4 protein-coding genes are annotated in these 4,105 nt (G+C 72.1%); 2 read left to right on the top strand and 2 right to left on the bottom strand.

Annotation, left to right across the window (positions count from 1 at the left end; genetic code table 11):
• Nucleotides 1–784, bottom strand: a 784-nt coding sequence (locus BHU15_RS35650; RefSeq protein ID WP_171908522.1) for a GAF domain-containing protein, incomplete at its 3' end; no start/stop codon positions are given.
• A gap of 147 nt (nucleotides 785–931) precedes the next feature.
• On the bottom strand, nucleotides 932–2,575 hold the full coding sequence (locus BHU15_RS35645) for an acyl-CoA dehydrogenase family protein (protein WP_069630894.1): 1,644 nt from the start codon (nucleotides 2,573–2,575) through the stop codon (nucleotides 932–934).
• A 17-nt stretch (nucleotides 2,576–2,592) separates the two neighbouring features.
• On the opposite strand from BHU15_RS35645, the gene BHU15_RS35640 reads away from it, so the two are divergent.
• Together BHU15_RS35640 and BHU15_RS35635 are read left to right on the top strand one after the other, a co-directional pair.
• Complete coding sequence (locus tag BHU15_RS35640; protein ID WP_079128612.1) at nucleotides 2,593–3,726, top strand: YihY/virulence factor BrkB family protein; 1,134 nt, start codon at nucleotides 2,593–2,595, stop codon at nucleotides 3,724–3,726.
• Between the two features lie 40 nt (nucleotides 3,727–3,766).
• Nucleotides 3,767–4,105, top strand: a 339-nt coding sequence (locus BHU15_RS35635) for a DUF6597 domain-containing transcriptional factor (RefSeq protein WP_368483236.1), incomplete at its 3' end; no start/stop codon positions are given.

The raw sequence follows: 4,105 nt of genomic DNA, 5'->3' as shown, positions 1-4,105 counted from the left end.
GCGCCATCCCCGTCACGGCCGCCGTCCAGCCGTGCGTGTCGACGGCCACCGCCCGCCCCCGCACCCGGCACAGGATCGGCGCCGCCACCGACCGCAGCCGCTCGACGGCGCGCAGATGGCGCTCGCGCAGCTCGCTCTCGGCGAGCCTGGCGACCGAGGTCACCAGCGCCAGCGTCGTCGGATGGAAGCCCGTCGCCGGGCCGCTCACGTCGATGACGCCCAGCAGCCGCCCGTCGCGCGGGTCGTGCACGGGGGCCGCCGCGCAGGTCCAGTCCGTCAGGACGTGCACGAAGTGCTCGGCCGCGTGGACCCGCACCGGGGCCCGCGCGGCCAGCGCCGTACCGATGGCGTTGGTCCCGGTGACCTGCTCCGACCAGGCGGCGCCCGCCGCCAGGACGATGCCGTCGGCCTGCCGCAGCACCCTTGCGTTGCCCTCGCGCCACAGGACCCGTCCCTGCGCGTCGGAGACCACCAGGATCTGGAGCGACGCGTCGGCCATGGCGGTCAGTCCGTCGGTGACGCCGCGTATCACCTCGGCGAGTGCCGATGTACGACGCCGGTGTTCGAGCTCGTCCGCGGCCAGGACCACCTCCCCGGTCCGCTGCCGGTCGGGGTCGACACCGAGGCGGCGCATCCGCTGCCACGACGCCCCGATGACGGGGCGCGGCGCCATCGGTGGCCGGTCACCGGCCAGCGACGCCTCCCGGATCCGCCGGAGCAGCCGTGTCGCCTGCGCGCTGTCCATCGCCGTCAGACGTGACAGGTCGATCGGTGTGTCCTTCATCGGGCCCCGTCGTTCGGATTTTTTTGCAACCACTTGCAACCCTGGCGAACAGCTATCTCATGAGTGAAGGTGACTTCAAGTCGTGGGTGGTGCCGTGTCGGCGCAGCACCACCCTCGGCCCTGACGTCCCCGTACGGCCGGACCCGCTCAGACCGCCCGCGCCCGTGTCACCACCGACTCCAGGTCCAGCGTGTGCGGCAGCGTCCCGAAGGCCGTACCCCAGTCGCCGCCCAGGCGTGAGGCGCAGAACGCGTCCGCGACCGCCGACGGCGCCCACCGCACCAGCAGCGACCCCTGGAGCACCAGCGCCATCCGCTCCACCAGCCGCCGCGCGCGGGCCTCGATGCCGTCCAGATCGGCGAGTTCGGTCAGCAGGTCCTTGATCGCAGCGTCCAGCCGGTGGTCCGCGCCGCGCGCCCGGCCGACCTCCTGGAGGAACGCGTTCAGCGCCTCGGGCTCCCGCTGGAGCGCGCGCAGCACGTCGAGGGCCTGGACATTCCCCGAGCCCTCCCAGATCGAGTTCAGCGGCGACTCACGCAGCAGCCGCGGCATCCCTGACTCCTCGACGTAACCGTTGCCGCCCAGACATTCGAGCGCCTCGGCGGCGACCGGCGTACACCGCTTCGTCACCCAGTACTTGGCCGTCGGCACCGCGAGCCGCAGGAACGCCCCCTCGGCCGCCGACCCGGTGCTCTGCACCGCGTCCTGCGCCGCCGCCAGCCGCAGCGCCAGTGTCGTCGCCGCCTCCGACTCCAGCGCCAGATCGGCCAGTACGTTGCGCATCAGCGGCTTGTCGATCAACTCGCCCCCGAACGCCCGGCGATGAGCGGCGTGATGGACCGCCTGCGCGACCGACTGCCGCATCAGCGCCGCCGATCCGACCACACAGTCCACCCGCGTCGCCGCCACCATCTCGATGATGGTGCGCACCCCGCGCCCCTCCTCGCCGACGCGGCGGGCCCACGTTCCGTCGAACTCGACCTCGGCGGACGCGTTCGACCGGTTGCCCAGCTTGTCCTTCAGCCGCTGGATCAGGAACACGTTGCGCGTCCCGTCCGGCAGCACACGCGGTACGAGGAAGCAGGTCAGCCCGGCCGGCGCCTGGGCCAGCACCAGGAACCCGTCGCACATCGGCGCCGAGCAGAACCACTTGTGCCCGGTGAGCAGATACTCCCCGTCGGCGTCCAGCGGCGTCGCGGCCGTCGTGTTGGCCCGTACGTCGCTGCCGCCCTGCTTCTCCGTCATGCCCATCCCGAACAGCGCCCCGGCCTTCTCGGCGGCGGGCCGCAGACCGGGCTCGTACCGGTGCGACGTGAGCCGGGGCTCCCACTCGGCGGCCAGCGCCGGATCCGTCCGCAGCGCGGGCACCGCGGCGTGCGTCATGGACAGCGGACAGCCGTTCCCGGCCTCTGCTTGCGTCCACACGAAGAACCCGGCGGCCCGGCGCAGATGCCCGTCCGGCCGCCCCCAGGCGTCGGTGAGGCCCGCCGACACGGCCCCGTCGAGGAGTTGGTGCCAGGCCGGATGGAACTCGACCTCGTCGATCCGGTGCCCGTACCGGTCGTGCGTACGCAGCTTCGGCGGGTTCTCGTTGGCCCGCGTCCCCCACTCCTGTACGCGCGCCGAACCGGCCGCCAGACCGAGCGCGGACAGCTCCGCCCGTGCCTCGTCCAGGACTTCGGGTGCGGCGTGCCGCTCCAGGCCCTCCGCGAGAGCCCGGTCGCCGCTGAAGACGTCGTATCCCACCAGGGGCGGAACCTGGTTGGTCACTGTGTGGGTGGTCGCAGTCATGCCGATACGGTAAGGAGGTGCAGGCAGCAAACGAAACACCCGAGCGGCCATCGGGCCGACTCCGCCGGGCCCGTGCCCTCTACCGTGACGTCCCCATGCGCAAGATGGCCTGGCTGCTGCTGAAGGACACCGTCAACTCGTGCATCGAGTACCGGATTCTCGGTCTCGCGGCGGAAGCGGCGTTCTTCACGCTGCTCTCCCTGCCGCCGTTGATGCTCGGTCTCCTCGGCCTGCTCGGGTACATAGACGACTGGACCAACACCACCACGGTCGCCTCGATCGAACAGAACATCCTCACCGCGGTCGGCACGGTCCTCTCGGACCGGGGCGTCGACCAGATCGCCAGACCGCTGCTGTCGGACGTCACGCACGGCGGACGCCCCGACCTCATCTCCATCGGTTTCGCCATCGCGCTGTGGTCCGGCTCGCGGGCGGTGAACGTCTTCATCGACACCATCACCGTGATGTACGGACTCGACGGCCGGCGCGGCATCGTCGCCACCCGGCTCCTCGCGTTCCTGCTCTACATCGTGGCGCTGCTCATCGGCGCCGTCGTGCTGCCGCTGGCGGTGGTGGGGCCGGACAGGGTCGTCGACCTCATCCCGTGGGGCACGGAGGTCGCCAGCGTCCTGTACTGGCCGGTGGTGATCCTGCTCTCCATCGCTTTCCTGACGACGCTCTACCACGTGTCCGTGCCCGCGCGGTCACCGTGGATCGAGGACGTGCCCGGCGCGCTCGTGGCGCTCGCCATGTGGGTCTTCGGCAGCTTCCTGCTGCGGATCTACCTCACCAGCACGGTCGAGGGTCCCACGATCTACGGCTCCCTCGCGGCGCCCATCGCGGTTCTGCTGTGGATAGGGATCTCGGCCTTCGCGGTGCTGGTCGGCGCGGCGGTCAACGCCGCCATCGACCGCGTGTGGCCGTCGGTGGCCACCTCTGCGGCCCGCGCGGCCAACGACCGCCTGCGGGCCGCCCAGGCGGCGGAACTGGTCGCACGGGTGGAGGCGGCGTCGGGCGAGCCGGACGACGGGGACCACGGGGAGTACGGCCCCGATCCGGACATGCCGTCGGAGTTCCCGGAGAGATGGTCCCGCTTCCTGCCGCCGGACGACCTGAAGTCCCGCTTCCACGCGGGCCGGGACAAGGAGTAGAAGCCGTAGCCCGCGGGTGGGTACGTCGTAGCCTGGACGTGTGTACAGGGAACGGGCGTCGCGGGTCGACGGCGTCGTCGTGTGGACGCGGACGGCGCCGGAGAGCGACGGCGGCCCCGTCTACCCCGTCCTGCCCGACGGCTGCATGGATCTGCTGTGGATCGGCGGCCGGCTGAGCGTCGCGGGACCCGACACCCACGCCTTCACACCGCCGCTCTCCGGCGCCGGCGGCGGTTTCACCGACGCGGTCGGGGTCCGCTTCGCGCCCGGCATCGCGCCCGCGCTGCTGGGCGTACCGGCGCACGAACTGCGCGACCGGCGCGTGGACCTCACCGACCTGTGGCCGGGCCCCGCCGGACGCGCAGTTCGTGCGCCGGTA

This window comes from Streptomyces niveus (genome assembly GCF_001723055.1).
Lineage (GTDB): Bacteria > Actinomycetota > Actinomycetes > Streptomycetales > Streptomycetaceae > Streptomyces > Streptomyces niveus.
Note: the sequence above shows the minus strand (reverse complement) of the source record. Positions and strands in the feature narration are given on the sequence as shown.

Excerpts from the sequence above, each read along its gene's own strand:
- BHU15_RS35645 (WP_069630894.1), bottom strand. The coding sequence starts at position 2,575 with ATGACTGCGACCACCCACACAGTGACCAACCAGGTTCCGCCCCTGGTG.